This is a genomic window from Ramlibacter pallidus, from assembly GCF_015070875.1.
Lineage (GTDB): Bacteria > Pseudomonadota > Gammaproteobacteria > Burkholderiales > Burkholderiaceae_C > Ramlibacter > Ramlibacter pallidus.
Genome location: NZ_JADDIV010000001.1, coordinates 800458 through 826437, shown reverse-complemented (window position 1 = coordinate 826437; position 25980 = coordinate 800458). Strand labels below are relative to the sequence as shown.

The window sequence follows — 25980 nt, the reverse complement described above, 5'->3', positions numbered from 1 at the left end:
CGGTCAGCGCGCGGAAGGCGCGGAGGTCGCGGGCGGCGGCGACAGCGGCCGCCAGGTGTCGATCGGCGGGGCGGGACGCGTCACTTCCGGCAGGATGGGCGCGTCGTTCACCGGCGCCAGCACGCTGGGCGTCGGCTGCGCGTTCTGCTGCTTGGTGCGCATCAGGTCGTAGCGGTCGATCGACAGCGCCTCGGTCTGCGTCGTGTCGCGGATCACCACCGGGCGCAGGAACACCATCAGGTTGTTCTTGGCGCGGCTGCGCGCCTCGCTGCGGAACAGGTTGCCGAACAGCGGCACGTCGCCGGCGCCCGGCACCTTGTCGGCCGTGCCGCCGTAGCGGTCCTCGAGCAGGCCGCCGAGCACGATCACCGAGCCGTCGTCCACCACGACGTTCGACTCGATGGTGCGCTTGCGCGTGGTCGGGCCGTTGAGCGCGTTGCGCGTGGCGGGGTCGACGCTGGAGACCTCCTGGTAGATCGTCAGGCGCACGGTGCCGTTCTCGGCGATCTGCGGCTTCACGCGCAGCGTCAGGCCGACGTCCTTGCGCTCGATGGTCTGGAACGGGTTCACGCTGCCGTTGCTGTTGCCGGAGCTGGCGTTGGTGTACTGGCCAGTGATGAAGGGCACGTTCTCGCCGATGACGATCTTCGCTTCCTCGTTGTCCAGCGTCAGCAGGTTGGGCGTCGACAGGATGTTCGCGTCGGTCTTGCTCTCGAGGAAGCGCGCCAGCAGGCCCAGCACGTAGTTGCCGTCGATGTTGCGCACCGCGCCGATGTTGAAGCCGGTGGACGGGATCGCAGCGCCGGTGGCCGCGCCGATCGCCAGGTCGATGATGTTGGTGCTCGTGCCGGTGCGGAAATTGGAGCCCAGGAATCCGATCGTGCTGCTGTTGGTGTTGCCCAGGATGTTCTGCCACTGGATGCCGAACTCCGCCGCCTTCTCGGCGTTCACTTCGACGATCAGGCTTTCCACCAGCACCTGCGCGCGGCGGCCATCGAGCTGGTCGATCACGGCGCGCAACTGGCGGTACTGCGGCTCCGGCGCGGTGATGATCAGGGAATTGGTGGCGGGGTCCGCCTGGATCTGGCCGCCGGTGGACGGCTGCGCCGACGGCGCGATGGGCGCGTTGGCCGCGCTGGTGCCGGTGGCGTTGCCGGCGCCGCTCAGGCCGCTGGTCACCACGGGCGACTGCTGATTGACGGCGGCCGGCGCACCCACCGCGCCCGGCGCGCCTTGCGGGGCCATGCTGGCCAGCGCGGCACGCAGGACCACTGCCAGTTTCGTGGCTTCGGCGTTGCGCAGGTAGACGACGTGGATGTTGCCCGCCGCGCCGCCGGCACCGGGCACGTCCAGGCGGCCCACCACCGAGCGCACCAGGCCGAGGCGCGCGGGGTTCGCGGCGCGCACGACCAGCGAATTGCTCCGCGGCTCGGCGATCACGGTGGTGCGGAAGGCGTTGTCCGCCTGGCCCTGCGCCGCGGGCGCGGCGCCGGTCGCCGGGCCGCCGGAGGAGTCCACCAGCCGCTGCACCACGGGCGCCAAGTCCACGGCGAGGGCGTGGCGCAGGTTGATCACCTCCACGTCGGTGGCGTTGGAGACGTCGAGGGCAGCGATGATGCGGCCGAGGCGCTGCAGGTTGTCGGCGTAGTCCGTGATCACCAGCGAGTTGTTGCCGGGGTTCACGTTGATCGTGTTGTTGGGGCTGATCAGCGGCCGCAGGATCGGCACCAGGTTGGCGGCGTTCTCGAAATTCAGGCGGAAGATCTGCGTCACGATCTGGCTGCCGCTCACGCTGCCGTCGACCGAGACGGCGCCGCCCTGCAGCTTGGCCTCCGCCTCCGGCACCACCTTCAACAGCCCGCCCGACTCCACCACGGTATAGCCGGACAGGCGCAGCGTCGCGACGAACTGGTTGAAGGCCGCGGCCGGCGGCACCGGGCGGTCGGTCGCCAGCGTGATGGTGCCCTTCACGCGCGGATCGACCACGATGTTGCGCCCGGTGATGGCGGCCATCGTGCGGGCCACCGCCTCGATCTCGGCGTTCACGAAGTTCAGCGTGATGGGCTCGGCGGTGCGCTGGGCGTGCAGCAGGCCGGGCGCGCCCCCCAACAGCAGGGCGGCGGTGCATGCGGCGAAGGCAAGACGGAAATTCATGGAGTCTTTCAGCCGATCGAAATGAGGGATCGGGGGCCGCTGCGGCGGCCGATGATGTTCAACAGGTTGGCCAGCGCCGCCTCGCGTTCGGGCGCGGCGGTGGCTTCGCCGCGGAAACGCAGCCGGCGGCCCACCCACTGGCCGGTCCCGGACAGCTGCAGGCTGCCCTCGAGGGTTTCCAGCCGCAGCGTGGCCGGAGCGCCCCCTTGCAAGGTGATGCGGTAGCTGCCCATGGGCCTCAGCGTAGACAGGCGCGACGCGAGGCGCTGCGCCACCAACTCGGCCCGCCCGGCGATCACCGGCCGGCCTTCGGCCCATTCTACTGAAAGGCCCTGCGTCGCCAGCTGCAGGTCGCCGTCGAATTGCAAAGTGTTCCAGGGCGTGCCGAGGCCGGCGAGCAGGGCGGCGGGCCAGTGCGACGTGCTGTCGCCGACCTGCACGGCGAGCCCGCCGACGCGCAGGCGTGCCCGGGCGTCGACCGGCGTGGTCATGCAGCAATCCGCGAGCACGCGGGCGGCGACGCCGTTCCAGCGGGGTTGCAGTTCCCAGGCCAGGCGGCCGGGCAGCGTGGCGGCGTCCGAGCTGCCGGGGCCGCCGGTCAGCACCACCTGCGCGGATCCGCCCCAGAGCGTGCCGCGCGTGTCGGCCAGCAGCACCTGTCCGCCGGTCGCGCGTTCGACGCCGGCGGCCAGCCAGCGGGCGGGGGCAAAGAGGACCAGCGCCAGCACGACGCCCAGCGCCGCGCCGCCGGCGGCCCAGGCCCAGGGAATCTCGCGGGGGACTCGCGGTGCGCGCGCCACGTTCGCCGTCAGCGCGCCGCCGGCAGCGTCAGCACCAGCGTGCCGTCCCAGCCGCCGGCAGGGTTGCGCGCGAGCTTCGCTTCGCCGGGGATGGCGCGCGCGTTGGAGCGCACCTGCGTGAGCCACTGGGCGAGCGCCGGTGCCGGCACATTGGCCAGCGTGACGGTCACGCGTTCGCCGGCGATGCTGTAGCGCGCGCTCACGCCCAGCTGCTGCCGGATCGCCGCTTCCAGCTGGCGCATGGCTTCGTCGGGATTCTGCTTCGGCTGGGCCTGCATCGTGCGGGCCTGCGCCTGCAAGCGGCGCATCTGCAGCACCTGCTGGTCCAGCACCCGGTGTTGCGCCTCGGCGGACCGGAGGGTGGCGAGGGCCGGGCCCAGCAGGATCCACCAGAGCAGGGCGAGCACGACCAGGCCGGCGGCCGCCGTCACGAGCGCCTGTTCGCGCGGCGCCAGTCCCGCCCAGCGCGTGCGCAGGTCTTGCACGTTCACAGGGAGCCCTCCGCGGTGACGACCAGCACGTCGCCCGACGCGGCGGCGGAATAGCCCAGGCCCTTCAGCTGCGTCGCGACGCGCCGCACGTCCTCGGCGGACAAGGCCAGGCCGCGCGCGCGCAGTTCGCCTGCGGTGTAGTCCAGGGCCGAAGGCGTGCGCCCCGCGGGCAGCACCGTCGCCAGCGCGCCGAGCAGCGCATCCAGGTCGCGCGCGGAGGCCACCCCGGCCTGCTGGCGCAGGAGGGACACCTCGCGCTCCATCTGCACGGGCGCATCGACGACCACGCGCACCTGCGGGAAGGTCTCGCGCAGCGTCTGCTGCACGATGTCCCGCTTGTCTTCCAGGCTGGCGCGTTCCTTCCAGGCCCACGCGTTCAGGCCGGCAAGGTTGATCCCGATCACCAGCGCGGCCGCCCAGCGTGCCGGCCGCCACGAAGGACTGCGCAGCACGTCGCCCCAGCCCGTCGAGAGCTTCTTGAACGCGCGCGTGCGGGAGGAACTGGCGAACTCGAACTGCGCCAGGTCCCAGCGCGTGCGCGCCGCCTGGAGCCAGCGCTGCGGCGCCTGCTGCAGGCTGAACTTGTGCTGGAGCATCTGCTCCGCCAGGGCGGCGACGGCGGGTTCCGCCAGCCGCGGTGCATCCTCCGGCAGCGCGGGCAACAGCGCGGCCGCGGCGTTCGTCAGCGGCAAGGCCAGCACGCCCTGTTCGCCGCTCGCCACCACCCAGGCCTGCTGCGGATCGCCGAGGACGACCAGCGCCGAGGCGCCCTCCGGCGCGAACTCGGGCACGATCCGCGTGACCGGGCGCCCGGCGTTCTCCAGCAACTGCAGCGCGTGGCGCAGCCAAGCGCGGTCGCAGGTGGCCACCCAGGCCGGCTCGCCGGCCTTCGCCCCGGGTTGCAGGGCCAGGTGCACGGCTTCCGTTTCGTCGAGGAGTTCTTCCTCGAGCACGCCCTCGAGCGCGGCGCGCAGGCGCGGGGTGCCGGGCTGCATTCCCTTGGGGAGCGTCACCCGGTGCCAGCCCATGGCCTGCGCCGGGACGACGGCGACGATCTCGGCACCGGCCCCCCGGGGCAGCGGCAGCAGCGCCGCGGGCACGTGCCCATGGTCGCCGAGCGTGCGGCCGTCCGGCGTCAGCGCATAAGCCCATTCGGTCGCGCCCGTGGCCGGTTCGAGGGGGAGCGAAACGATCAGGGAACTCATGATTCGGGCGCATTGTAGGTGGCGGCTCCCGCGGCGCACCGGGCGCGGGGTCACGCGCACAAGGAAGATCGCCCGCGCGAGGCGGGCGATCCTGGCGGGCGGCAGGCCTTATTGCTTGGTGTAGACCGATTCGCCCTCGTTCGGGTTCGTCGGGTACATCACGGCGGAATCGACGCCGTTGTCCTCGAAGTCGATGACCATCTGGGTGCCGTTGGCGCGCACGGTGCCCAGCCACTTGAGGGTGCCTTCGCCCGCGATGTTGGCCGTGATGCGGTCGAAGGTCTCGGCGTTGCCCTGGTACGTCACGCTGGTCTGGCTGTCGATCGTGGCCGTGCCGGTGAAGTTCTGCACGGTACCGGCGCCGGCGCAGGTGGTGTTGGCGTAGGACGTCAGGGCGAAGGCGACGTTCAGGGACGTGTCGCCGGCCTTGGTTACGACCAGCGTTTCCTTTTCGGACTCGGTCGCGTTGAAGGCGCTGCACGCCAGGACCCAGGTGCCCACGTACTTGTCGGCCGCCGCGGCGGTGCCGGTCCCCGTCCCCGTGCCGGTGCCGGTCCCGGTGTCCGTGCCGGCGGTGCCCTCGTCGTCCCCGCCGCCGCCGCAGGCGGCCAGCGCCGCGACCGCCACCAGGGAAACCAGAACCTTGTGCCATTGCTTCATTTCGTGCGTCCTCGTGAGAAGTTGTAAGTTGACGACGATAGATGTAGCGATGGGCCGCGGCAATACCGCGTTTGGGGAACGCCCGAAGGACGACTACGGATTGCGGCGCGTGGCCGGCGCCGTCGGCGGCGAGGGTGCCACCCGTTCGCGTTGGAGCGTGCGGACCTCCTGCCCCAGCGTCACCCGCTGCACGATGGACCGCTCCTCGATGGTCACGTCGTCCATGCGCAGGCGGCCGCGCACCTCGAAGAAGGACGTGGCCACGTAGACCCTGGAGGCGGCGAGCTCGGCGCCTTCCGGCAGCAGGGCCTTGACGTCGGCCAGGGCCTGGAAGGGCTTGCGTTCACGTTCGGCGACGAGGCGCTGCGCGTCCGCCAGGCTGATGCCGGGGACGGCGGCGTAGATCACCTGCGCCGGCGCTGTGTTCACGTTGACGGTCGGGACGGTTCCGGGCTGGCCGGTGGTCGGCAGCAGCGTGACGTACGGCTCCAGCACGGCGATGGTCTGCGGCGGCAGTCCGAGCCACGCGAGCTGTTCCAGGCGTTGTGGCGTCAGCGCGGCACGCGAGGCGTTGCGGTTGTCGACGGCGATGTCGGAGGCGAAGCGCAGGTTCTCCGCCATGTTCGCCAGTTGCGACGGCGGCAGCCCGAGCACCTCGAACAGGCGGCGGGCGACCTCCACCCAGTCCTTGTCCAGGTTGCCGGCCCGCACCAGGTTGCCCAGGTTCAGCCGCGACTGCAGGTCGGTGATCTCGCCGGAGAGGAAGACCTGGTCCGCATCGCCGGTGTCCGCGTTGTTGGCCGCGTCCGCCGCCAGGAAGGTCGAGAGGCGCGCCTCCTGCAGCGGAACGGCCCAGGGCTCCCCCAGGTGGTCGAAGCGGTTGCGGTCCTCGCGCAGGATCAGCCGGGCCCAGTCGAGCGCCCCCGTGAGGATCCAGGACGACTGCACGCGCGTGCGGTCGGCGGCCTCCACTTCGACGCTGCGCCACTGCTGCCACAGGGCCGCGGCGGCGAAGGTCGCCACCAGGGTGACCGTGAGCATGGCGGCCAGGAGCGCCGCGCCCGCCTGCGCCGCGCGCTTCATGGCGTGCTCCCGCCGACGGTGGGGCGGACCCAGTCGCGCACCAGTTGCCCGCTGATGGCGCGGCCTTCCGGCAGTTGCAGCACCAGCCGCACGCCATCGGGCAGGGTCGAGCGCGAAGTTGCGGCACCGCCTCCGCCCCCGCTGCGGTCGCCGAAGGGCGAACGGCGCGTCGCCTCGTTGCTCGCGGCGCTCGACTGCGGGTTGGTCCAGCTGTCCTCGCGGTAGTAGAAGATGCGCCAGTCCTGCAGCGGCGTGATCGCCACCTGCTGCTGGCGCATGGCGTCGCTCGGGTTCTGGGCCCACAGCTCCGCCTGCAGCCACGCCGTCTCGAGGTCGCCCTTGGTGGCCACCGGCGGCGACTCCCAGCGCAGCCACTGGCCTTCACGGTGCGTCCAGGCCACCACCCGCACGCCGTCGGCGGGCGACAGGCTGCTGCGGCGCGTGAGGCGCAGCACGCGCCCGTTCCATTCGAGGGCCGCCGCCGGCGGGAATTCGGCGATCGCCTCCAGGTCCGCGGTCCATTGCGCCAGGCCGGTCTGCAGAGCGAGGACCTCGTCGGCACGCGCTTCCGTCATCTGCCGCGTCCGCACCATGCCGTCGAGGCCCCGCCAGCTCAGGGCGGCGAGCAGCGCCAGCGCGAACAGCGACACCAGCAGTTCGACCAGGGTGAAGCCGCGCTGCCGCATGTCAGTAGCGCCCCTGCACGGTGGAGATCCGCAGGATGGGCGTTCCGCCGGCAAGGACCTGGGCGTCCACGCGGCGGAAGCTCGGGTTCGGCGTGGGCGAGACCTTCACGCGCACGCTGAAGGCCTGGCCGGCCTGCTCGCAGGCGACCTCGGCGTCGCCCACCGCGGGCAACTGGCGCGCCAACCGGAGCCGGCCCAATTCGTTCTCGGCGCACAGGTGGGCGAGCAGCACGTCGGATTGGCGCTGGGCATTGTTGGTAAGCGCGGCGGTGGCCTGCAGGCCCGCGACCAGCGCGATCGACACGATGCCGAGGGCGACCAGCACCTCGATCAGCGTGAAGCCGTGCAGGCGCCTCACGGCTGCGGCGCCGCGATGGCGAAAGGCCGCAGGCCGTCGGTGGCGACGCGGATGTTCTGCCCGGGCTGGTCCGCGCTCGCGAGGTCCACCGCCTGCGGGCCGATCACCGGTTCGGGGCCCAGCACCAGCACGCCGCGCGAGGCGACGCGCGTGTCGGCGCTGAGCCACTGCTCCGGCAGCGTGCCCGCGGGGAGCCCCTCGAAGCGGAACCCCTGCTCGGTCGCGACCCAGCGCACGGGCTGGCCGGTCAGCCGCGAACGCGCGCGGGCCGACTCCAGCAGGGCGGCCAGCCGCTGCGCGTCGCGTTCCAGCGGTGCGCCGGCGGCGTCGCGCAGGGCGAAGGAGACCCCTGCGGAAGCGATGGCGATGATGGAGATCACCACCAGCAGTTCGAGCAGGGTGAAGCCGGCGGCGTGCCGGCGCGGGACCGCGCGCTCCCTACCAGGAGCCGACGTCGGCATTCTTGCCCTCGCCGCCCGGCTGGCCGTCGGCGCCGAAGGACATCACGTCGATCTCGCCTTTGACGCCGGGATTGAGGTACTGGTACGGCCGGCCCCACGGGTCGTTGGGCAGCTTTTCCAGGTAGGGCTTCCAGTTGGGCGGCACCGGCGCCGCGGTCGGCCGCGCGATGAGCGCCTGCAGGCCCTGTTCGCCGGTGGGATAGCGCTGGTTGTCCAGCCGGTACAGCTTGAGCGCCTGCATGAGGTTGTTGACGTCGGTGCGCGCAGCGGTGACCCGGGCGTCGTCCGCGCGGTCCAGCACGTTCGGCACGATCAGCGCGGCGAGCACGCCGATGATGACCAGCACCACCATCAGCTCGATGAGGGTGAAGCCGGCCGAGGCCAGCTGCTTCGCGCGCAGGGCGGCGCGGCGGTGGAATGCAGGGGAGGAACGCATCCGTTCAATGATAATCGCGCCATGTTGACCACGGCCCCCGCTTCCTGGACGGTTCGCGGCACGACCTTCGGCCTGTGGGCTCTGGTCGGGCTGAGCGCGTTGTACTGGGCGCTGAAAGTGGCGGGCGGGACGCCGCCGGCCAGCGCCCGCGTCGCGCCGCCGCGCGCGGTGGCCGCCGCCGATCCCGCCGCCATCGCGCGGCTGCTGGGCAGCACGCCCGCGACCGCGGCCGCGCCGGCCCCTGTCGCCACGCTGGCCAGCCGTTTCCAGCTGGTGGGCGTCGCCGCCGGCGCCACGTCCGGCGCGGGTGCCGCCGTCATCTCCGTCGACGGCAAGCCCGCGCGGCCCTACCGTGTCGGCACGTCGCTCGACGAAGGGCTCGTGCTGCAATCGGTCCAGGGCCGCAAGGCCACCATCGCCGCGCAGCGCGATGGCCCGCCGCTGCTGGTGCTGGAACTGCCGCCGCTGCGGCAGCAGTGAATCAGGCGGCGATGGCCGCGCCGAAGTAGAAGGCGACTTCGCAGACCTGCTGCACGGCGCCGGTCCGCTCGGCACGCGCCCCTTCGGGCGGGGCGGTGAAGCGCACCAGCGCGAAGCCCGCCAGCGCGCACGCCAGCAGGGCCGCCACGAGGAAGGCCACCCCGCCCGCGAAGGCCAGCAGCGCCAGCGGGACCACGCACCACAGGGCTCCCACGCGCAGCGTGCGCAGCGCCGCCTCGCGGGTGTCCAGCCAGTGCGCCGCCACCAGCGGCGCGAACCGCGAGACCACCTGGCCGGCGAACAGGGCCGTGATCACCGCCGCTTCCGCCCGGTCGGCCAGGGCCGCGAGCAGGGCGAGCTTGCCCCCCAGCACCAGAAACAGGGCCAGCGCGCCCCAGCCCGCGTCGCGCCGGCCCATGCGGTCGGCGAAGCGGAACAGCCCGCTTTCGTTCTGGGCACCGGTGAGCAGCACGGTCGCCACGGTGCAGGCGATCGCCGCGGCGGTCGCCTGCCCGACCAGCAGCGAGGTCAGGGCGAAAACGAGGCAGGCGGCCAGCCCGACGAGCCAGCCCGCGCCGGGGATGTGGCCGGTGCTGGATTGCAGCAGGTCGTCCTCGACGGGCGCCTCCACGGGTGCCCGCACGCGGGTGGAGGATTGCAGCGCCAGCGCGAAGCGGCGGCCGAAGAGGTGGAGGGTGTCGCGAAAGCCTGGCACCCGCCGATGCTACCCAGCCGTGGCGTTTCCGGGGGCCCGGCTGCGCAGGAACAGGCGGTAGACCGGATTGGCGGTCTCGTCCACGTACGGATAGCCCAGTTCCTCGAGGAAGGCCTGGAAGGTCTTCTCGTCGCTGCGCGGCACCTGCAGGCCGACCAGGATGCGGCCGTAGTCGGCGCCCTGGTTGCGGTAATGGAACAGGGAGATGTTCCAGCCGGGGCGCATCTGCGACAGGAACTTCATCAGGGCGCCGGGCCGCTCCGGGAAGATGAACCGCAGCAGGCGCTCGTCGCCGGCCAGCGGCGAGGGCCCGCCCACCATGTGCCGCACGTGCTCCTTGGCGAGTTCGTCGTGGGTGAGGTCGAGCGCTTCGAAGCCATGCCGCGTGAAGTTCGCGGCGATGCGTCCCGACTCGCCCTTGCCGTGCGTGGTCAGCCCGACGAAGACGTGCGCCTGCTCGGCGTCGCCGATGCGGTAGTTGAATTCCGTGACGTTGCGCGCGCCGCCGGGCAGGGTGCCGATCACCTCGCAGAAGCGGCGGAAGCTGCCGCGTTCCTCCGGGATGGTCACGGCGAACAGCGCCTCGCGCTCCTCACCGACCTCCGCCCGCTCGGCCACGAAGCGCAGGCGGTCGAAGTTCATGTTGGCGCCGCAGAGGATCGCCGCGTAGGTCTCGCCGCGCCGCTTGTGCCCGGCGACGTACTGCTTGATGGCGGCGACGGCCAGCGCGCCGGCCGGCTCCACGATGCTGCGCGTGTCGACGAACACGTCCTTGATGGCCGCGCAGACGGCGTCGGTGTCGACCAGCATGAACTCGTCCACCAGCTGGCTCGCCAGCCGGAACGTCTCCTCGCCCACCAGCTTCACCGCGGTGCCGTCGGAAAACAGGCCGACGTCCGCGAGCGTCACGCGCTTGCTCGCGGCGACCGAACGCGCCATGGCGTCCGAATCGCTCATCTGCACGCCGATCACCTTCACCTCGGGCCGCACGGCCTTGATGTAGCTGGCCACCCCGGAGATCAGGCCGCCGCCGCCGATGGCGACGAACACGGCGTCGAGCGGCCCCTGGTGCTGGCGCAGGATCTCCATCGCGATGGTGCCCTGGCCGGCGATCACGTCCGGGTCGTCGAAAGGGTGCACGAAGGTGAGCTGCTCCTGCTCGCACAGCGCGTAGGCGTGCGTGGCAGCGTCCGAGTAGCTGTCGCCGTGCAGCACGACCTCGCCGCCCAGCGCCTTGACGGCCTCGACCTTGAGCTGCGGCGTGGTCACCGGCATGACGATCACCGCACGCGACCCGAGCTTGTGCGCCGCCAGCGCCACGCCCTGCGCGTGGTTGCCGGCGGAGGCGCAGATCACCCCGCGCTTGAGCTGCTCCGGCGCCAGGTGCGCCATCTTGTTGTAGGCGCCGCGCAGCTTGAAGCTGAAGACCGGCTGCTGGTCCTCGCGCTTGAGCAGCACCTTGTTGTGGAGGCGCCGGGACAGGTTGCGCGCGGGCTCGAGCGGCGTCTCGACGGCCACGTCGTAGACGCGCGCCGTGAGGATCTTCTTGAGGTAGTCCTCCGGCTGCAGGTGTTTCTTCATGAGCCGGAAATCATAAGGCGGCACGGCAGGGGCGCCGCAGGCGGAAAAAAGCCCCCGGGCCTTGCGGTCCGGGGGCTGAATCCACCTTTTCGGAGGGTGGAGGAGACAACCGGGACGCCGGCGGCGCAGGGGCGGGAACCAGGTTCGCGCGGGCTGCTTCGCCGGGCGGGCTTAGCGGAATCGCTATGCTGTGGGTTCAGTATAGCCACAACTTTGCTGCGATGCACAAGAGTGTCTCGCGCGCGCATCGGGGCCGCCGCAACTTTTTGGCACTTGCCCGGCCCGCAGGAGGAAGAACATGGAATGCACGGTGACATGGACGGGCGCGACGGGCGCCCGTTCGGGGATGGGTTTCCTCGCGGAAACCGGCAGCGGCCACGTGCTGGTGATGGACGGCGCGCCCGACGAGGCGCGGCCCGAGAACGGCGGGCGCAACCTGGCGCCGCGTCCGATGGAAACCGTCCTGGCCGGCACCGGCGGCTGCACGGCCTATGACGTGGTGCTGATCCTCAAGCGCGGCCGCCACGACGTGCGCGGCTGCTCGGTGAAGCTGGAGGCGCACCGCGCGCCGGCCGACCCCAAGGTGTTCACGAAGATCCACATGCATTTCACGGTGCGCGGGCGCAAGCTGCCGGCGCAGGCGGTGGAGCGCGCCATCGCCATGAGCCACGAGAAGTACTGCTCGGCGAGCGCGATGCTGGCGAAGACCGCGGAGATGACGACCAGCTTCGAGATCGTCGAGGACGACGCGGCCGCCTGAGGCGCTCAGATGTAGTGCGCGGTGGTGGTCATCACCTTGGCCGCCGTTCGCATCGCGAGCTTCACCGCCTCCGGCAGTTCGGCCGCGCCCATGCTTTGCGCATGGTTGGCATGCGCCATTTCGTCGGCCTTCATCTGCGCCACGATGGCGCGCGACGCATGGTCGCCCTGCGGCAGCCGGTCCAGGTGCCCCTGCAGGTGGGCTTCGACCTGGCGTTCGGTCTCGACGATGAAGCCCAGGCTCACCCGGTCGCCGATGCGGCCCGCGACCAGCCCCAGGCCGAAGGCGCCCGCGTACCAGAGCGGATTGAGCAGCGACGGCCGCGAGCCCAGCTCCTCCAGCCGCTGCTGGGTCCAGGCCAGGTGGTCGGTTTCCTCGCGCGCCGCCTGTTCCAGCTGCGCGCGCAGGGCGTCGTCCCGCGTGGCCAGGGCCTGCGCCGTGTAAAGCGCCTGGGCGCAGACCTCGCCGACATGGTTGACGCGCATCAGGGCGCCGGCATGCTGCCGTTCCTGGGCGCCGAGGTGGGTCGATTCCGCCGGCACCACGGGGCAGGGCCGGGTGCCGCGCGGGGTGGCGAAAAGGGTGCGCAAGGCCTGGTCGAGGGCGCCGAGGATCCGGTCCATGGCGGCAGTGTACGCCCCGAAAAAATCGCACGGCGGCGACCCTTCGTCCGCGACGGCCGACCGCTCGTTTTTCCGGGATGCGAAAAGCTGGCGCCAGGTGTTGTGCCAGGTGTACTCGGCCTTGGAATCCTTGTTGCCGGTCCACAACGAAACGCAGTCAGGACGGCTAAATACTTTGCGTCGGAAAAGACCGTCTGGTGGAATAGCGTCAACTTCCCAAAAGGAGGTTGGCCCGGGGATCCGGTGAGACGCGAACGTGCCTGCATTTGCGTCCCATGCGTAACCGGAGCCCTATGTTTAACCTTGGAGAAACTTGCATGAAAAAGTCCCTGATTGCGCTGGCTGTGATGGCCGCTGCTGGTGCGGCTTCCGCCCAGTCGTCGGTCACGCTGTTCGGCATCGTCGACGCGACCTTCAACCACGGCCGTGCCGATGGTGGCAGCCGCGTGACCCAGCTGACCAACTCCGGCTACAACAGCTCGCGCCTCGGCTTCCGTGGCACGGAAGACCTGGGTGGCGGCATGTCCGCTTCCTTCTGGCTGGAAGCCGGCATCAGCAACGACGACGGTCGTGCTGGCGGTGGCATCCCCGCGGGCAACCAAGCCACGACGGTCGCCGGCAACACCGGCCTGAACTTCAACCGCCGTTCCACGGTCTCCCTCGCGGGCGGCTGGGGTGAACTGCGCCTGGGCCGTGACTACACCGCCTCCTTCTGGAACCTGACCGTGTTCGATCCGTTCGGCACGAACGGCGTTGGCACCAACACCATGCTGCTGGGCGCCGCGACCCTGGCTCCGTCGGGCACCTCCGGCGTTGCCGTCCGCGCTTCCAACACCATCGGCTACTTCCTGCCCCCGAACCTGGGCGGCTTCTACGGCCAAGCCCAGTACTGGATGGGTGAGAACGACGACGCCCTGGGCGTTGGCGAAGACAACGGCTCCGGCTTCGGCCTGCGCATCGGCTACGGCCAAGGCCCGTTCAACGTGGCCCTGGGCTGGCAGCGTACCAACTACGAAGGCGCCGGTCTGGACGACTTCCGTAGCTGGAACCTGGGTGGCCAGTGGGACTTCGGCATGGCCAAGGTCATGGCCCAGTACGGTCGTGACGAAGGCGCCGCTGGCGGCGCCACCGGCGTCGACGGCCGCGGCTGGCTGATCGGTGCCCTGGTGCCGGTCGGCGCCGGCGAAGTGCGCGCGTCCTACAGCGAGTACCGTTTCGACTTCAACGTCGCCGGCGCTCCGGAACCCCGCGCTCGCAAGTTCGCGGTTGGCTACGTGCACAACCTGTCCAAGCGCACCGCCGTGTACGCGACCATCGCCCGCATTCGCAACAGCGATGGCTTCGTGGGTGGCCCGCGCTTCGCCCTGGGCGCCTCGTCCTTCGCCGCTGGTACCGTCAACGGTTCCTCCACCGGCTACGACATCGGCATCCGCCACAGCTTCTAATTTTCGAACCGGCCGCGAGGCCGGTGCAGAAAAAAAGAAACTTGAAAAGGCCGCCTTCGGGCGGCCTTTTTTTGTGCAGGCCACGCCATGACGCCAGTCACATCACCCCGCTCCCCGCGGCTGCTTGCCGCCGGCTTCGCCCTGCTGCTCGCGGGATGCGCTTCCGCGCCGGTGCCCCCCGGCATCTCGGACTCGCCGTGGGCCATCCAGTCCGGGACGGCGGCCTCCGATGCGGGCCCCTGGACGCACAAGCCGCTGCCAGGCAAGGCCGCGACCCGTTTCCAGTACGAACGCCACCTCGGGCGCGACGCCGTCGCCGTGCAGGCCGACGCTTCGGCGAGCCTGTTGCGGCAAAGCCTGCGCATCGAACCGCAGCAGCTCGGACAGGTGCGCTTCTCGTGGAAGGTGTCCGCGCTGATCGCCGGTGCCGACCTGGCCTCCCGCGACAAGGCCGACGCACCCGTGCGCATCGTCCTCGCCTTCGAAGGCGACCGTTCCCGCTTCTCGCCCCGCGATGCCGCCCTGTCGGAACTGGTGCGCGCCCTCACCGGGGAAGAGATGCCCTATGCGACGCTGATGTACGTTTGGTGCAACCAGCGCGCGCCCGGCACCGTGATCCGCAACACGCGCACGGACCGCATCCGCAAGCTGGTGGTCGAGAGCGGCCCCGGGAGCCTAAACCGGTGGCTGGATTACGAGCGCGACATCCGCGCCGACTACGAGCGGGCCTTCGGCGAACCGCCCGGCGCACTGGTGGGGGTCGCCCTGATGACGGACACGGACAACACGCAAAGCCTGGCCGAAGCCTGGTACGGCCCGGTGCGCTTCCTGCCCGCCAGCCGGTGAGGCGCCGCGTGACCGGCGTCACGCCCTCCCGGGAAACCCCTTTTGACCGGGCTGGCACGACTGCTGCATAGTCTGCACTTTCAAAATTGGAGAGAGTCGAATGAGGATCAAGTACGCATTGCTTGCGGCCGCCGTGTTTGCCGCCGCCGGTTCGCCGGTGCACGCGAAGACATTCCGCTGGGCCAGCGCGTCGGACATCGCCACCTGGGACATCCACTCGCAGAACAATGCGCTGCAGAACGGCATCCACGCCGCCGTGTACGAGTCGCTGGTCTACTACAACAGCCGCACCTTCAAGATCGAGCCCGTGCTGGCGACGTCCTGGACCCAGGTGTCCCCGACCCAGCTGCGCGTCAACCTGCGCCAGGGCGTGAAGTTCCACGACGGCACCGACTTCACGGCGGACGACGCGGTGTACTCGCTCACCCGTGCGATGAAGCCCACCTCCAACTTCACCCCGTACACGGCCGGCATCGACCGCGTCGTGAAGGTGAACGCGAACACCATCGACATCATCACCAAGCGCCCCAACCCGGTGTTGCTGAACCAGCTGACCGAGCTGCGCATGATGAGCAAGGCCTGGGCCGAGAAGAACAACTCCGTCGACCCCAAGGACATCAAGAACGTCACCCAGGAGACGTTCGCCAACCGCAATGCCATGGGGACGGGCCCGTTCACCATGAAGCAGTGGGTGCCCGACCAGCGCCTGCACCTGGCCGCCAACCCGGCGTGGTGGGGCAAGCTCGAAGGCAACGTCACCGAGATCATCTACACCCCGATCAAGTCCGAAGCCACCCGCGTGGCCGCCATGCTCTCGGGTGAAGTCGACTTCGTGCTTGACCCCAGCCCGCAGGACCTGGGCCGCCTGCGCGCCAACCCGAACCTGAAGGTCGTCGACGGCGTGGAAAGCCGCACGATCTTCTTCGGCATGGACCAGCACCGCGACGAACTGCCCGGCTCCAACGTGAAGGGCAAGAACCCGCTGAAGGACCAGCGCGTGCGCAAGGCGCTGTACCAGGCGATCGACATCGAGACCCTGATGAAGGTCACCATGCGCGGCCTGGGCCAGCCCACCGGCGCGCTGGTGGCCCCGCAGGTCACCGGCTGGACGGAAGAGATCCACAAGCGCTTCCCCTACAGCCAGGACGCCGCGAAGAAGCTGCTGGCCGACGCCGGCTATCCGCAAGGCTTCGAAGTCGACTTCGCCTGCCCGAACAACCGCTACATCAACGACGAGGAGATCTGCCAGGCCGTGACCGCCATGTGGTCGCGCGTCGGCGTGAAGGCCAAGCTGCGCACGCTGCCGCTGGTCACGTACTTCCCGATGATCCAGCGCTTCGAGGCCAGCATCTACATGCTGGGCTGGGGCGTCCCGACCTTCGACTCCATGTACAGCCTGCAGTCGCTGGTCCGCACCACCGGCACCGACGGTGACGGCAACTACAACGTCGGCCGCTACAGCAACCCGAAGCTGGACGCCGTGATCGACCGCGCCAAGGTCGAGACCGACCTGCTGGTGCGCAACCGCCTGCTCACCGACGCCTGGAAGATCAGCAACGAGGACGTGTCGCACCTGCCGCTGCACAACCAGGTGATCCCGTGGGCGATGAAGAAGAACATCGACGTGGTGCACCGCCCGGACAACCGGCTCGACTGGCGCCTGATCAAGGTGAACTGACGCCTTGCCCGAGGGGCGGCCTCTCTTTGGAGAGGCCGCCCCAATTGTTTAGGCCTAAAGGAAACCCCGGTGCCGGCACGTACCTTGCTCTGCTAGCATCGGCACCCCCTCTGCGCTACACCGAATGTTCGCCTTCATCCTGCGCCGCCTGATCCAGGCCATGGTGGTCATGGTCACGGTCGCCTTCATCGCCTTCCTGCTGTTCCAGTACGTGGGCGATCCCGTCGTCTTCCTGCTCGGGCAGGACGCCACCCCCGAACAGATCCGCGAACTGCGCGCCGACCTGGGGCTCGACAAGCCGTTCTTCGTCCAGTTCTGGCACTTCCTCGCGAACGCCGCGCAAGGGGAATTCGGCCTCAGCCTGCGCCAGGGCGCCAAGGTTTCGAGGCTCATCGCGGAACGCTTCCCGGCCACGCTCGAACTCGCCTTCGTCGCCGCCTTCCTCGCACTGGCGCTCGGCATCCCGATGGGTGTCTATGCGGCGCTGCGCCGCGGCAACTTCCTCAGCCAGGTCTTCATGACCGTGTCGCTGCTGGGCGTGTCGCTGCCCACCTTCTTCATCGGCATCCTGCTGATCCTGATCTTCGCCGTCACGCTCGGCTGGTTCCCGAGCTTCGGGCGCGGGGAGACCGTGCAGGTCGGCTGGTGGAGCAGCGGCCTGCTCACGCCCAAGGGCTGGCACCACATCGTGCTGCCGGCGCTGACGCTCGCCATCTTCCAGCTCACGCTGATCATGCGGCTGGTGCGGGCCGAGATGCTGGAGGTGCTGCGCACCGACTACATCAAGTTCGCGCGGGCCCGCGGCCTGTCCAACCGTGCGATCCACTTCGGCCATGCGCTGAAGAACACGCTGGTGCCGGTGATGACCATCACCGGCCTGCAGCTCGGCGGCCTGATCGCCTTCGCCATCATCACCGAGACGGTGTTCCAGTGGCCCGGCATGGGCCTCCTGTTCATCCAGGCGGTCACCTTCGCGGACATCCCCGTCATGGCCGCCTACCTGTGCCTGATCGCCTTGATCTTCGTCGTGATCAACCTGGTGGTCGACCTGCTGTACTTCGCGGTCGATCCCCGGCTGCGCGTGGGCACGGTGGGAGGCCACTGATGCTCACCGCGGAAGCCGCCCGGCGGCTGAACGCGCACGGCCGTGCCTTCACGCACATCGCGCAGTACCACCCGGAGCTCACCGCCTTCCGCCGCGACCTGCACGCCCACCCCGAACTCGGCTTCGAGGAGGTCTACACCGCCGGCCGCGTGCAGGAAGCGCTGAAGCTGTGCGGCGTGGACGAAGTGCACGCCGGCATCGGCAAGACCGGCGTCGTCGGCATCGTCCGCGGCCGGGCCAACACCTCGGGCCGCATGCTGGGCCTGCGCGCCGACATGGACGCGCTCACGATGACCGAGAGCAACGAGTTCCCCTGGAAGTCGACGCGCTCGGGGATGATGCACGGCTGCGGCCACGACGGCCACACCGCCATGCTGGTGGGGGCCGCCCGCTACCTCGCCGAGACGCGCAACTTCGACGGCACCGCGGTGCTGATCTTCCAGCCCGGCGAGGAAGGCTTCGCCGGCGCCAAGGCGATGATCGAGGACGGCCTGTTCCAGCGCTTCCCGGTCGACGCCGTGTACGCCATGCACAACTGGCCGGGCCTCAAGCCCGGCTGCTTCGGCATCCGCCACCAGGCCATGATGGCCTCGGCCGACCGCGTGACGATCGAGATCACCGGCAAGGGCGGGCACGGCGCGCACCCCTACCTGGCGGTGGACCCGGTGCTGGTCGCCGCGCACATCATCACCGCGGTGCAGAGCATCGTCTCGCGCAACACCAAGGCCGTGGACGGCGCGGTCATCAGCCTGTGCGCGATGCACGCCGGCGACCTGCACGCGATGAGCGTCATCCCCGGCAAGGCGACCTTGGTGGGCACCGTGCGCACCTTCCGGCCGGAAGTGCAGGACATGATCGAGCGCCGCCTGAACGAGTTGTGCAGCGCGGTCGCCCTGGGCTTCGGCGCCACCGCGACGGTCCACTACGAGCGCATCTATCCCGCCACCATCAACACGCCGCGCGAAACCGAGTTCGCGGCCGACGTGGCCGAGGCGCTGGTCGGCTCCGAGAACGTGGTGCGCAACATGGAGCCGAGCATGGGCGCGGAGGACTTCTCCTTCATGCTGCAGGCCAAGCCGGGCGCGTACATGCGCATCGGCCAGGGCGGCGAAGGCAGCTGCATGCTGCACATGAGCCGCTACGACTTCAACGACGAGATCCTTCCGCTCGGCTCGGCATTGCACGCCAGCCTGGTGGAGCAAGCCATGCCGCTCGCGGGCCACCAGGCCGCGGGCTGACGCCGAGTCCCCGAGGACATCACTTCCAAAAGGAGTTCCGACCATGCAACTCAAGACCCACCTGATCGCCGCCGCCGTGCTGTGCGCGGCCGCCGCCGGCGTCCAGGCCCAGACCGTGCGCATCGCCAACCAGGGCGATTCGCTGTCGATGGACCCGCACTCGCTCAATGAGTCGCTGCAGCTGTCCGTCACGGGCAACATCTACGAAGGCCTGGTCGGCCGCAACAAGGACCTCTCGCTCACGCCGCTGCTGGCCACGTCCTGGCGGCAGACGTCCCCGACGGTGTGGCGCTTCGAACTGCGCAAGGGCGTGCAGTTCCACGACGGCACCCCGTTCACGGCGGACGACGTGCTCTTCTCCTTCGCCCGCACGCAGGTGGACGGCTCCGACATGAAGAGCTACACCAACGACGTCAAGGAAGTGCGCAAGATCAACGACCACGCGGTCGAGATCGAGACGAAGGCACCGTTCCCCATCCTGCCGGACGTGATCTCCCTCGTGTACGTGATGAGCAAGAAGTGGGCGGAAACGAACCAGGCCACGCGCCCCGTCGACCGCCGCAAGGGCATCGAGAACGCGGCTTCGTTCCGCGCCAACGGCACGGGCCCGTACCGCCTGCGCGAGCGCCAGCCGAACGTGCGCTCGACCTTCGTGCGCAACGGCAACTACTGGGGCAAGATCGAAGGGAACGTGCAGGAAGTCGTGTTCACGCCGATCGGCAATGACGCCACCCGCGTGGCCGCCCTGCTGTCCGGTGAAGTGGACCTGATGGAACCGGTGCCGGTGCAGGACATCGACCGCGTCAACGGCTCCGCCAATGCCAAGGTGATGGTCGGCCCCGAGCTGCGCACCATCTTCCTGGGCATGGACCAGTCGCGCAACGAACTGCTGTATTCCAGCGTGAAGGGCAAGAACCCCTTCAAGGACAAGCGCGTGCGCCAGGCCTTCTACCAGGCCATCGACATCGAGGGCATCCAGAAGACGGTGATGCGCGGCGCCTCCAAGCCGACGGCCCTGATGGTCGGCCCCGGCATCAACGGCTTCGATGCCGGCCAGAACAAGCGCCTGCCCTACGACCCGGAAGGCGCCAAGAAGCTGCTGGCCGACGCCGGCTATCCGCAGGGCTTCGAAGTCACGATGAACTGCCCCAACGACCGCTACGTCAACGACGCGCGGATCTGCCAGACCGTGGCGGCGAACCTCTCGCGCATCGGCGTCAAGATCAACCTGGCCGCGGAGACCAAGGGCACCTACTTCCCCAAGATCCTGCGCCGCGACACCAGCTTCTACATGCTGGGCTGGACCCCCGGCACCTACGACGCGCACAACGCGCTGAACGCGCTGATGGCCTGCCCCGACGACAAGGGCACGGGCCAGTTCAACCTGGGCAGCTACTGCAACCCGAAGGTGGACCAGCTCACGCGCAGCATCCAGTCGGAAACCGACAAGGCCAAGCGCAATGCCATGATCAAGGAAGCGTTCGAAGTGCACAGCGCCGACATCGGCCACGTGCCGCTGCACCAGCAGTCGCTCGCCTGGGGCATCTCGAAGAACGTGGACGTCGCCCAGCTGGCCGACAACTTCATGTTCTTCAAGTGGATCACCGTCAAGAAGTAAGCGCCTGAGCGCCGCGGGGCCCGTGCCCCGCGGCCGCCACCTGCCTCCTCCATGAAACAAGCCCTCCTGCGCTGGATCGACAGCGACATCGGCTACAGCTTCCGCCATTCGCCGACGGCGATCGTCGCGGCGGCGATCGCGGCCGTCTGCATCTTCTGCGCCGTCTTCGCCGGCCTCGTGGCGCCGCACAACCCCTTCGACCTCACCACCCTGGAACTGAGCGACGCGCGCAAGCCCCCGGCGTGGGACACCGAAGGCACGTCCAAGTACCTGCTGGGCACCGACGACCAGGGGCGCGACATCCTGTCCGCCCTGATCTACGGCGCGCGCATCTCGCTCGTCGTGGGCGTGGTGTCCGTGCTGCTGTCCATGTTGATCGGCGTCGGCCTCGGCCTGCTCGCCGGCTTCCGCGGCGGCTGGGTCGACGGCTTCCTGATGCGCGTGTGCGACGTGATGCTCAGCTTTCCGCCGATCCTGGTGGCGCTGCTGATCGCGGGCGTCGGCCGCGCCCTGTTCCCGAACGCGCACGACACCGTCGCCTTCGGCGTGCTGATCCTCTCCATCACGCTGACCGGCTGGGTGCAGTACGCGCGCACGGTGCGCGGCTCCACGATGGTGGAGCGCAACAAGGAATACGTGCAGGCCGCGCGCGTGACCGGCGTCGCGCCGTTCCGCATCATGCGGCGGCACGTGCTGCCCAACGTGATGGGGCCGGTGCTGGTGCTGGCCACCATCCACGTGGCAACCGCCATCATCACGGAGGCCACGCTGTCCTTCCTGGGCGTCGGCGTGCCGCCGACCTCGCCGTCGCTGGGCACGCTGATCCGCGTGGGCAACGACTACCTCTTCTCGGGCGAATGGTGGATCACCATCTTCCCGGGCCTGATGCTGATCCTGATCGCCCTGTCGGTGAACCTGCTGGGCGACTGGCTGCGCGATGCGCTCAACCCGCGCCTGCGCTGATCGGACCAACATGAGCCTCCTCCAAGTCCAAGACCTCGTCGTGGAATTCCCCACGCGGCGGGGCACGCTGCGCGCGCTGGACAACATCTCCTTCGAGATCGCGCCGGGCGAGATCCTCGGCGTGGTCGGCGAGTCCGGCGCCGGCAAGTCGCTGACCGGCGCGGCCATCATCGGCCTGCTGGAGCCGCCCGGGCGCATCGCCTCGGGCCGCATCCTGCTGGAAGGCGAGCGCATCGACAACCTGCCGTTCGACCGCATGCGGCACATCCGCGGCCGCAAGATCGGCGCGATCTTCCAGGACCCGCTGACGTCGCTGAACCCGCTGTACACCATCGGCCGCCAGCTGACCGAGACGATCCAGGCGCACCTGCCGGTCAACGCGGAAGAAGCGCGGCTGCGCGCCATCAAGCTGCTCGAGGACACCGGCATCCCGGCGGCGGCCGAACGCATCGACCACTTCCCGCACCAGTTCTCCGGCGGCATGCGCCAACGCGTGGTGATCGCGCTGGCGTTGGCCGCCGAACCGAAGCTGATCGTCGCCGACGAGCCGACCACCGCGCTCGACGTGTCGATCCAGGCGCAGATCATCCAGCTGCTCAAGCGCATCTGCAAGGACCGCGGCGCCGCCGTCATGCTGATCACGCACGACATGGGCGTGATCGCCGAGACCTGCGACCGCGTCGCCGTGATGTACGCGGGCCGCATCGCCGAGATCGGGCCGGTGCACGAAGTGATCCACCAGCCGGCGCACCCCTACACGATGGGCCTCATGGCTGCGATCCCGGACATCGCCGTGGACCGCGAGCGCCTGAACCAGATCGACGGCGCCATGCCGCGCCTGAACGCCATCCCGCCGGGCTGCGCCTACAACCCGCGCTGCCCGCGCGCCTTCGACCGCTGCCTGCGCGAGCGGCCGGACCTGCTGCATGCCGGCGCCACCCGCGCCGCATGCTGGCTGCACGACGCCAACGCGGAGGCCCTGGCATGAGCACTGTCCTGACCCAATCCCTCGATGTGCCGATGGCGATGCCGGGCGGCGAGCGCGCGGTGGTGCGCACGCCGGCCGCGTCCGGCGCCGCACCCCTGGTGCAGGCCCACGACCTGGCCAAGACCTTCGACGTCTCCGTGCCCTGGCTGAACCGCGTGATCGAACGCCGCCCGCGCCAGCTGCTGCATGCGGTCGACGGCGTGAGCTTCTCCATCGAGAAAGGCCAGACGCTGGCGCTGGTGGGCGAATCGGGCTGCGGCAAGAGCACGGTCGCGCGGCTGCTGGTGGGCCTGTACCACCCCACGCGCGGCGGATTCACCTTCGACGGGGAGGACGCGCACGCCGCCTTCAAGACCGCCGAAGGCCGCAAGCTGCGCCGCCGCATCCAGATGATCTTCCAGGACCCCTATGCCAGCCTGAACCCGCGCTGGAAGGTGGAGGACATCGTCGGCGAGCCGCTGCGCGAGCACGGCCTCATCACGGACGCGAAGCAGCTGAAGGACCGCGTGGGCGAACTGCTGCAGTCCGTGGGCCTGAGCCCGCTGGACATGGTCAAGTACCCGCACCAGTTCTCCGGCGGCCAGCGCCAGCGCATCTCGATCGCGCGGGCGCTCGCGACCCAGCCCGAGTTCCTGGTCTGCGACGAACCCACCTCGGCGCTCGACGTGAGCGTGCAGGCGCAGGTGCTCAACATCATGAAGGACCTGCAGCGCAAGCAGGGCCTGACCTACCTGTTCATCTCGCACAACCTCGCGGTCGTGCGCCACGTGAGCGACCAGGTCGGCGTGATGTACCTCGGGCGCCTGGTGGAGGTGGCGGGCAAGAACCAGCTGTTCTCGCAGCCGCGGCATCCGTACACGCGCATGCTGCTGGACGCGATCCCGAAGATGCACGACACCGGCCGCGCCCGCACGCCGGTGCAGGGCGAAGTGCCCAACCCGCTGAACCCGCCGACCGGCTGCGCCTTCAACCCGCGCTGCCCGTTCGCGAACGAGCGTTGCCGCGTCGAGCGGCCGGCCTTGCTGGAGTTCGACGGCGCCCGCGTGGCCTGCCACGCGGTGGAGGAGGGGCGGATCTGAACGCATCCCGTCATCCCCGCGCAGGGGATCCAGAGCTTCCCTAGAAGGCCCGCCGCACCGCGGGCCTTTCTTCTGGGCCGGACGCCCCGGATTCCCGCCTGCGCGGGAATGACGCCTTCCGCTTCAGGCGTAGCGCTTGGTCCGCAGGTTGTTCTTCATCTCGCGGAGCAGCGGCTGCAGCCGCCCGCCGCCGATGCGCAGCGCCACGGCGGTCGCCAGCACGTCGATGATCATCAGGTGCAGCAGCCGGGACACCATGGGGCTGTAGCGGTCGTAGCCCTCCGGGTGGTCGGCGGCCAGGTGGATCTGCCCGGCGGAGGCCAGCGGCGAGCCGGTGGCGGTGATGACGATGGTGGTCGCGCCGTTGCGCCGGGCGATGTCGCAGGCGTCCATCAGGTCGCGGGTGCGGCCGGAGTTGGAGATCACCACCACGCAGTCGCCCGGACCGAGCAGCGTGGCGCTCATCACCTGCATGTGGCCGTCGCTGTGGGCGATGGTGTGCACGCCCAGGCGGAAGAACTTGTGCTGCGCGTCGAGCGCCACGACGCCCGAGTTGCCGACGCCGTAGAACTCGATGCGGCGGCCCGTCTTGTACGTTCCCGCCAGCACTTCGACCGCGCGCTCGATCGCGTACGTCGAGGCATCGTTGCGGTACTTGAGGAAGGCCGCGACGGCGTTGTCGATCACCTTCACCAGCACGTCGCCGGTCTTGTCGTCGGCGTCCACGCTGCGGTGGATGAAGGGCACGCCTTCGCTCACGCTGCCGGCGAGCTTCAGCTTGAAGTCCGAGAGGCCGTCGTAGCCCATGCTGCGGCAGAAGCGCACGACCGTCGGCTTGCTCACGTGCGACCGGTCGGCGAGTTCACTCACCGGCAGGTTCGCGAACGCGCGCGGGTCCGCCAGCACCAGCTTCGCCACCCGCTGCTCCGCGGGAGCGAGCGAGGGCATGGACGCCTTGATGCGGTCTAGCATTGGAGCCTCGCCGGGCCGCCCCAAGAGGCGACCGCCCCCTCGGGGGGCAGCGCCGCACCGAAGGAGTCAAGCGTGGGGGCTAGCATTCCTCGGACCAGCAGAAGCCGTCGCGGGCGATCATGGCGCTGGAGGCGCTCGGGCCCCAGCTGCCCGCGGCGTAGGGACGCGGGCCGCGCTCGTCGTTGCGCGCGTAGTCGATCAGCGGCTCGATCCAGCGCCAGGCCGCTTCCTGTTCGTCGCTGCGCACGAACAGGTTCAGCCGGCCGGCGATGACGTCGAGCAGCAGGCGTTCATAGGCGCCCACGCGCTCGGAGCCGAAGCGCTTGTCGAAATCCAGGTCCAGGTGCACGGGCGCGAGCACGGGTGCGTCGCGGCGGTTCTCCTGCCCCTGGGCCAGCAGGTGCATCTGCAGCCCGTCGCGCGGCTGCAGGTTGATCACCAGGCGGTTCCAGCTGCCGGGCGGTGCTTCGTAGATCGCATGCGGCGCCTCGTGGAAGTTGACGACGATGTGGGCCTCGCGCGCCGCCAGCCGCTTGCCGGTGCGGATGTAGAAGGGCACCCCGGCCCAGCGCCAGCTGGCGATCTCGGCCCGCAGGGCGACGAAGGTCTCGGTGCGGCTGTGCGGGTCGACCCCCGGCTCCTCGCGATAGCCGGGCACCTCGCGGCCGTTGGCGGCGCCGCCCGCGTATTGCCCGCGCACCACGTGCTGGTCCAGCGTGCGCGGCGTCCACCGCTGCAGCGAGCGCAGCACCTTCAGCTTCTCGTCGCGGATCGCGTCGGCGTGCGCGTTGATGGGCGGCTCCATCGCCAGCGCGCACAGCAGCTGCAGCGCGTGGTTCTGCACCATGTCGCGCAGCGCGCCGGTCTGGTCGTAGAACGCGCCCCGCTTCTCCACGCCGATGTCCTCGGCGATCGTGATCTGGATGTTGGAGATGTGCTCGCGGCGCCAGACCGGCTCGAACAGCGCATTGCCGAAGCGCATCGCGAACAGGTTCTGCACCGCGGGCTTGCCGAGGTAGTGGTCGATGCGGAAGATCTGCCGTTCCTGGAACACCTTGCCGACGGCTTCGTTGATGTCCCGGTTGGAGGCGAGGTCGTGGCCGAGCGGCTTCTCCAGCACCAGCCGCGTGTTCGGCCGGTTCAGTCCCGCGGCCGCCAGCTGCTGGCATGCCACGGTGAACAGGTTCGGTGCCGTGGCGAGGTACATCACCACGGTCTCGGCATGGCGTTCGCGCAGCATCTCCGCCAGCCGGCGGTAGTCGGCCGGCTGCGACAGGTCGACGCGCAGGTAGTGCAGCAGGCCGGCGAAGCGGTCGAACTCCTCCGGGCTGGGGCGCTTGGCCAGCTCGACGTCGTCGAAGCGCGAGCGGATCAGCTCGCGGTACGCGGCATCGGAAAGGTCGTCGCGCGCGATGCCGATGATGCGGCCCCCCGACGGGAGGCTGCCGTGGCGGAAGGCCTGGAACAGCGCCGGCATCAGCTTGCGCCATGCGAGGTCGCCGGTACCGCCGAAAAGGACGAGGTCGAAGCTCATGGTCTTGTTCTGGGGGGCTTC

Annotated in this window: 26 protein-coding genes; 11 read left to right on the top strand and 15 right to left on the bottom strand. The window is 69.9% G+C overall.

From position 1 onward, the window contains the following. Positions 1-3: 3 nt before the first annotated feature. From gspD to gspG, 10 genes are all read right to left on the bottom strand, one after another. Entirely contained in the window at positions 4-2154 is a 2151-nt protein-coding gene (gene gspD / locus IM787_RS04255) for a type II secretion system secretin GspD (protein ID WP_193675371.1), read from the bottom strand. Between the two features lie 8 nt (positions 2155-2162). Next, the gene (gene gspN / locus IM787_RS04250) at positions 2163-2954 is read right to left on the bottom strand and encodes a type II secretion system protein N (protein WP_354004344.1); all 792 of its coding nucleotides are present in this window, start codon (positions 2952-2954) and stop codon (positions 2163-2165) included. An 8-nt stretch (positions 2955-2962) separates the two neighbouring features. Further along, the gene (locus IM787_RS04245) at positions 2963-3445 is read right to left on the bottom strand and encodes a type II secretion system protein M (protein ID WP_193675370.1); all 483 of its coding nucleotides are present in this window, start codon (positions 3443-3445) and stop codon (positions 2963-2965) included. Further along, positions 3442-4650: a type II secretion system protein GspL gene (gene gspL / locus IM787_RS04240; RefSeq protein ID WP_193675369.1), complete on the bottom strand. Its 1209-nt coding sequence runs from the start codon at positions 4648-4650 to the stop codon at positions 3442-3444. Before gspL ends, IM787_RS04245 begins: the two co-directional genes overlap by 4 nt. 108 nt (positions 4651-4758) lie before the next feature. After that, the gene (locus IM787_RS04235; RefSeq protein ID WP_193675368.1) at positions 4759-5310 is read right to left on the bottom strand and encodes a hypothetical protein; all 552 of its coding nucleotides are present in this window, start codon (positions 5308-5310) and stop codon (positions 4759-4761) included. 93 nt (positions 5311-5403) lie between these two features. Next, positions 5404-6393 (bottom strand): type II secretion system minor pseudopilin GspK, encoded by a 990-nt coding sequence (gspK, locus tag IM787_RS04230; protein ID WP_193675367.1) that lies wholly within the window; start codon positions 6391-6393, stop codon positions 5404-5406. Further along, a complete protein-coding gene (locus IM787_RS04225) occupies positions 6390-7079 on the bottom strand; it encodes a PulJ/GspJ family protein (RefSeq protein WP_193675366.1) in 690 nt (229 codons plus the stop codon). The genes gspK and IM787_RS04225 overlap by 4 nt, the downstream gene beginning before the upstream one ends. Before the next feature lies 1 nt (position 7080). Then, entirely contained in the window at positions 7081-7437 is a 357-nt protein-coding gene (gspI, locus tag IM787_RS04220) for a type II secretion system minor pseudopilin GspI (protein ID WP_193675365.1), read from the bottom strand. After that, positions 7434-7898 carry a prepilin-type N-terminal cleavage/methylation domain-containing protein gene (locus IM787_RS04215; protein WP_193675364.1) on the bottom strand — a complete coding sequence of 155 codons (465 nt, stop codon included), beginning with the start codon at positions 7896-7898 and terminating at the stop codon, positions 7434-7436. The genes gspI and IM787_RS04215 overlap by 4 nt, the downstream gene beginning before the upstream one ends. Further along, positions 7876-8334 carry a type II secretion system major pseudopilin GspG gene (gspG, locus tag IM787_RS04210; RefSeq protein ID WP_193675363.1) on the bottom strand — a complete coding sequence of 153 codons (459 nt, stop codon included), beginning with the start codon at positions 8332-8334 and terminating at the stop codon, positions 7876-7878. The genes IM787_RS04215 and gspG overlap by 23 nt, the downstream gene beginning before the upstream one ends. Before the next feature lie 21 nt (positions 8335-8355). Between gspG and IM787_RS04205 the strand changes: the two genes are divergently transcribed. Then, entirely contained in the window at positions 8356-8814 is a 459-nt protein-coding gene (locus tag IM787_RS04205) for a type II secretion system protein N (protein ID WP_193675362.1), read from the top strand. A gap of 1 nt (position 8815) precedes the next feature. Here the strand turns inward: IM787_RS04205 and IM787_RS04200 are convergent, their stop codons facing one another. Further along, positions 8816-9529, bottom strand: a complete 714-nt coding sequence (locus tag IM787_RS04200) for an adenosylcobinamide-GDP ribazoletransferase (RefSeq protein ID WP_193675361.1) — start codon at positions 9527-9529, stop codon at positions 8816-8818. Between the two features lie 9 nt (positions 9530-9538). After that, positions 9539-11110 carry a threonine ammonia-lyase, biosynthetic gene (gene ilvA / locus IM787_RS04195; protein WP_193675360.1) on the bottom strand — a complete coding sequence of 524 codons (1572 nt, stop codon included), beginning with the start codon at positions 11108-11110 and terminating at the stop codon, positions 9539-9541. A 298-nt stretch (positions 11111-11408) separates the two neighbouring features. Between ilvA and IM787_RS04190 the strand changes: the two genes are divergently transcribed. Further along, a complete protein-coding gene (locus tag IM787_RS04190; protein ID WP_193675359.1) occupies positions 11409-11870 on the top strand; it encodes an OsmC family protein in 462 nt (153 codons plus the stop codon). 5 nt (positions 11871-11875) lie between these two features. On the opposite strand, the gene coq7 is transcribed toward IM787_RS04190, so the two are convergent. Then, positions 11876-12493, bottom strand: coding sequence for a 2-polyprenyl-3-methyl-6-methoxy-1,4-benzoquinone monooxygenase (gene coq7 / locus IM787_RS04185; RefSeq protein WP_193675358.1), 618 nt, complete (start codon positions 12491-12493; stop codon positions 11876-11878). Positions 12494-12810: 317 nt separating this feature from the next. Here coq7 and IM787_RS04180 point away from each other — a divergent pair, with 317 nt between their 5' ends. From IM787_RS04180 to IM787_RS04140, 9 genes are all read left to right on the top strand, one after another. Continuing rightward, positions 12811-13938, top strand: coding sequence for a porin (locus tag IM787_RS04180; protein ID WP_193675357.1), 1128 nt, complete (start codon positions 12811-12813; stop codon positions 13936-13938). Between the two features lie 87 nt (positions 13939-14025). Continuing rightward, complete coding sequence (locus IM787_RS04175; protein WP_193675356.1) at positions 14026-14784, top strand: DUF3047 domain-containing protein; 759 nt, start codon at positions 14026-14028, stop codon at positions 14782-14784. 100 nt (positions 14785-14884) lie between these two features. Then, positions 14885-16462 (top strand): ABC transporter substrate-binding protein, encoded by a 1578-nt coding sequence (locus IM787_RS04170; RefSeq protein WP_193675355.1) that lies wholly within the window; start codon positions 14885-14887, stop codon positions 16460-16462. 124 nt (positions 16463-16586) lie between these two features. Then, on the top strand, positions 16587-17567 hold the full coding sequence (locus IM787_RS04165; protein ID WP_193675354.1) for an ABC transporter permease: 981 nt from the start codon (positions 16587-16589) through the stop codon (positions 17565-17567). Beyond that, a complete protein-coding gene (locus IM787_RS04160) occupies positions 17567-18805 on the top strand; it encodes a M20 aminoacylase family protein (RefSeq protein WP_193675353.1) in 1239 nt (412 codons plus the stop codon). Before IM787_RS04165 ends, IM787_RS04160 begins: the two co-directional genes overlap by 1 nt. 43 nt (positions 18806-18848) lie before the next feature. Further along, on the top strand, positions 18849-20423 hold the full coding sequence (locus IM787_RS04155; RefSeq protein ID WP_193675352.1) for an ABC transporter substrate-binding protein: 1575 nt from the start codon (positions 18849-18851) through the stop codon (positions 20421-20423). A 51-nt stretch (positions 20424-20474) separates the two neighbouring features. After that, the gene (locus IM787_RS04150) at positions 20475-21386 is read left to right on the top strand and encodes an ABC transporter permease (RefSeq protein ID WP_193675351.1); all 912 of its coding nucleotides are present in this window, start codon (positions 20475-20477) and stop codon (positions 21384-21386) included. Between the two features lie 10 nt (positions 21387-21396). Then, complete coding sequence (locus IM787_RS04145; RefSeq protein ID WP_193675350.1) at positions 21397-22374, top strand: ABC transporter ATP-binding protein; 978 nt, start codon at positions 21397-21399, stop codon at positions 22372-22374. A 38-nt stretch (positions 22375-22412) separates the two neighbouring features. After that, positions 22413-23453, top strand: a complete 1041-nt coding sequence (locus IM787_RS04140; protein ID WP_193675519.1) for an ABC transporter ATP-binding protein — start codon at positions 22413-22415, stop codon at positions 23451-23453. Positions 23454-23576: 123 nt separating this feature from the next. Here IM787_RS04140 and IM787_RS04135 read toward each other — a convergent pair whose 3' ends face one another. Continuing rightward, positions 23577-24425, bottom strand: a complete 849-nt coding sequence (locus IM787_RS04135; RefSeq protein ID WP_193675349.1) for a MurR/RpiR family transcriptional regulator — start codon at positions 24423-24425, stop codon at positions 23577-23579. Positions 24426-24504: 79 nt separating this feature from the next. Further along, positions 24505-25959, bottom strand: a complete 1455-nt coding sequence (gene zwf / locus IM787_RS04130; protein ID WP_193675348.1) for a glucose-6-phosphate dehydrogenase — start codon at positions 25957-25959, stop codon at positions 24505-24507. Positions 25960-25980: the final 21 nt, after the last annotated feature.

Excerpts from the sequence above, each read along its gene's own strand:
- zwf (WP_193675348.1), bottom strand. The coding sequence starts at position 25,959 with ATGAGCTTCGACCTCGTCCTTTTCGGCGGTACCGGCGACCTCGCATGG.
- gspD (WP_193675371.1), bottom strand. The coding sequence starts at position 2,154 with ATGAATTTCCGTCTTGCCTTCGCCGCATGCACCGCCGCCCTGCTGTTG.
- IM787_RS04150 (WP_193675351.1), top strand. The coding sequence starts at position 20,475 with ATGAAACAAGCCCTCCTGCGCTGGATCGACAGCGACATCGGCTACAGC.
- IM787_RS04160 (WP_193675353.1), top strand. The coding sequence starts at position 17,567 with ATGCTCACCGCGGAAGCCGCCCGGCGGCTGAACGCGCACGGCCGTGCC.
- IM787_RS04140 (WP_193675519.1), top strand. The coding sequence starts at position 22,413 with ATGCCGGGCGGCGAGCGCGCGGTGGTGCGCACGCCGGCCGCGTCCGGC.
- IM787_RS04205 (WP_193675362.1), top strand. The coding sequence starts at position 8,356 with ATGTTGACCACGGCCCCCGCTTCCTGGACGGTTCGCGGCACGACCTTC.
- IM787_RS04235 (WP_193675368.1), bottom strand. The coding sequence starts at position 5,310 with ATGAAGCAATGGCACAAGGTTCTGGTTTCCCTGGTGGCGGTCGCGGCG.
- IM787_RS04175 (WP_193675356.1), top strand. The coding sequence starts at position 14,026 with ATGACGCCAGTCACATCACCCCGCTCCCCGCGGCTGCTTGCCGCCGGC.
- gspL (WP_193675369.1), bottom strand. The coding sequence starts at position 4,650 with ATGAGTTCCCTGATCGTTTCGCTCCCCCTCGAACCGGCCACGGGCGCG.
- IM787_RS04180 (WP_193675357.1), top strand. The coding sequence starts at position 12,811 with ATGAAAAAGTCCCTGATTGCGCTGGCTGTGATGGCCGCTGCTGGTGCG.
- IM787_RS04190 (WP_193675359.1), top strand. The coding sequence starts at position 11,409 with ATGGAATGCACGGTGACATGGACGGGCGCGACGGGCGCCCGTTCGGGG.
- IM787_RS04215 (WP_193675364.1), bottom strand. The coding sequence starts at position 7,898 with ATGCCGACGTCGGCTCCTGGTAGGGAGCGCGCGGTCCCGCGCCGGCAC.
- IM787_RS04165 (WP_193675354.1), top strand. The coding sequence starts at position 16,587 with ATGTTCGCCTTCATCCTGCGCCGCCTGATCCAGGCCATGGTGGTCATG.
- IM787_RS04145 (WP_193675350.1), top strand. The coding sequence starts at position 21,397 with ATGAGCCTCCTCCAAGTCCAAGACCTCGTCGTGGAATTCCCCACGCGG.
- IM787_RS04155 (WP_193675352.1), top strand. The coding sequence starts at position 18,849 with ATGCAACTCAAGACCCACCTGATCGCCGCCGCCGTGCTGTGCGCGGCC.
- gspK (WP_193675367.1), bottom strand. The coding sequence starts at position 6,393 with ATGAAGCGCGCGGCGCAGGCGGGCGCGGCGCTCCTGGCCGCCATGCTC.
- IM787_RS04225 (WP_193675366.1), bottom strand. The coding sequence starts at position 7,079 with ATGCGGCAGCGCGGCTTCACCCTGGTCGAACTGCTGGTGTCGCTGTTC.
- gspG (WP_193675363.1), bottom strand. The coding sequence starts at position 8,334 with ATGCGTTCCTCCCCTGCATTCCACCGCCGCGCCGCCCTGCGCGCGAAG.
- IM787_RS04135 (WP_193675349.1), bottom strand. The coding sequence starts at position 24,425 with ATGCTAGACCGCATCAAGGCGTCCATGCCCTCGCTCGCTCCCGCGGAG.
- coq7 (WP_193675358.1), bottom strand. The coding sequence starts at position 12,493 with ATGGACCGGATCCTCGGCGCCCTCGACCAGGCCTTGCGCACCCTTTTC.
- ilvA (WP_193675360.1), bottom strand. The coding sequence starts at position 11,110 with ATGAAGAAACACCTGCAGCCGGAGGACTACCTCAAGAAGATCCTCACG.
- IM787_RS04170 (WP_193675355.1), top strand. The coding sequence starts at position 14,885 with ATGAGGATCAAGTACGCATTGCTTGCGGCCGCCGTGTTTGCCGCCGCC.